The organism is Hansschlegelia beijingensis, assembly GCF_045505405.1.
GTDB lineage: Bacteria > Pseudomonadota > Alphaproteobacteria > Rhizobiales > Methylopilaceae > Methylopila > Methylopila beijingensis_A.
The window spans coordinates 1-1,578 of record NZ_JBJKEX010000502.1; the positions used below are offsets into that span (position 1 = coordinate 1).

Below are 1,578 nucleotides of genomic sequence, written 5' to 3' on the forward strand. Positions count from 1 at the left end.
CCGGGGGACGCCGCGGCAGGCTTGGCCGGCTCGGCGGCGGGCTTGTGCTCGGTCGGCTTGGGCTCAGCCGGCTTGGCCTCGGCGGGCTTGGCCTCGGCTGTCTTCGCCGCCTCGGAAGCGGATGGGGCCGACGCAGCAGGCTTCGGCTTCGGCGTCAGATCGGTCGCCGATAGGTTGAGCGTCTGAGGCTTCGGCCGAGCCCCCGGTCCGCTCCTGCCGCTCTGTCCGCTCCCGGGTCCCTTCGGGTCCGCCATTGGCCGTTCCTTGCGATGCGAGAAGGCCCTCGCCCTGTGCGCGCTCGCCGGCCGCGGCGCCGGCCAGGGCTCGGAGATCGTCTCGCGCGCCACGTTGCACGGGACCTTCGGCGGCGTGATCGACGGCTATGGCGTGCGTGACCCGAGCCTCATCCGCGCGTCCGCGGACGCCGACGCGGCCGGCTACGCCCTGCCCCTGCTGGCCTCGATCCGGAGCCAGGGCGGCCTCGCGGGCTTCACGCCGGAGCCTGCTCCCGCGCAGGCCGGACTCGAGCGGCTCCCGAACACCGCCAACGCGGTGAGCCCCGGCGCCGGCACCTTCGCGCTAGGCCTCGCCCATGACTCCCTCGACGTGCTCGACGTCGGCCGCGGCTCCTTCGTCGCGGAGCTGAACCCCTGGTACCACAGCCTCAACGCCGGCATGCGGGCCAACATCGTCGGCGGCCTGCGCTGCGACGCGACCGAGGGCGTGGAGGCCGCGACGCCGACGATGTTGGCCCGCAACCTCTACGTCTCGGACGGCCGCAGCGCGCTCGCGGCGTTCACGGTCGCAGGAAAGAGCCCTGACCGCCGCTCCGGCGCGGAGGTGAAGCTCGAAGCGCCGGGCGTCGTCCGGATCGACGCCACGCTCGCGGCCGAACTGAAGGCCGCCTCCGCCGCGCCCGTCGCGTCCGGCTGGGACATCGAACGCGCCCGCTACGGCTCTACCCGGTCGGTGATGGTCGAGATCGTCGTCAACGGCCGCGTGGCGGCGAGCAAGCCCGTCCCGGCCGACGGCACGCTGCAGAACCTGACGTTCTCGATCCCGATCGAGCGCAGCAGCTGGGTCGCGCTGCGCCTGATGGGCGCCGGGCATTCAAATCCCGTCTTCGTGCTTGTCGACAACAAGCCGGTCCGCGCGTCGCGCACCAGCGTGGAATGGAGCCAGCGCGCCCTGCTCCAGGCCTTTGACGCGGAAAGCTCCAGATGGAGCCCGGACGACGCGCCGGTGGCCGCCGCGGCCTTCCAGTACGCCTACGAGATCTACGGCGGGATCCTCAAGGAAACCGAGACGCCCTGACGGCGCGGCCTTCCGCTCATCCGGAAAGATCGCATGACAGGGAGCGGGGACGAGACGCGTCATCTGGCGACGAGCGCCGCCTGACATGAGCCGGCCCGCATGTCCGCCGGTCAAAACCTGACATTGCATCCTCGGTATTCTGCACCCTCCCCCGTTATTGCTTCCTTGCGCGCCTCGTCTGCCCAGGCCCGGGGCGCCCCTGGCCGCCGCTGACGGAAAGCCCCGGGTCCGGCGCGTTCCGCCTGGGCTGATGGAGCCGCGGCG

At 72.2% G+C, this 1,578-nt stretch carries 1 protein-coding gene and 1 pseudogene; one reads left to right on the top strand and one right to left on the bottom strand.

All coding sequences use genetic code 11. The annotated features are described in order from the left end of the window. Positions 1-254 (bottom strand): annotated as a pseudogene (locus ACIKT0_RS18090) (MotB family protein); the annotation flags it as partial. Positions 255-264: 10 nt separating this feature from the next. Here ACIKT0_RS18090 and ACIKT0_RS18095 point away from each other — a divergent pair. Then, a complete protein-coding gene (locus tag ACIKT0_RS18095) occupies positions 265-1,314 on the top strand; it encodes a CehA/McbA family metallohydrolase domain-containing protein (RefSeq protein ID WP_407106715.1) in 1,050 nt (349 codons plus the stop codon). The last annotated feature ends 264 nt before the right edge of the window (positions 1,315-1,578 follow it).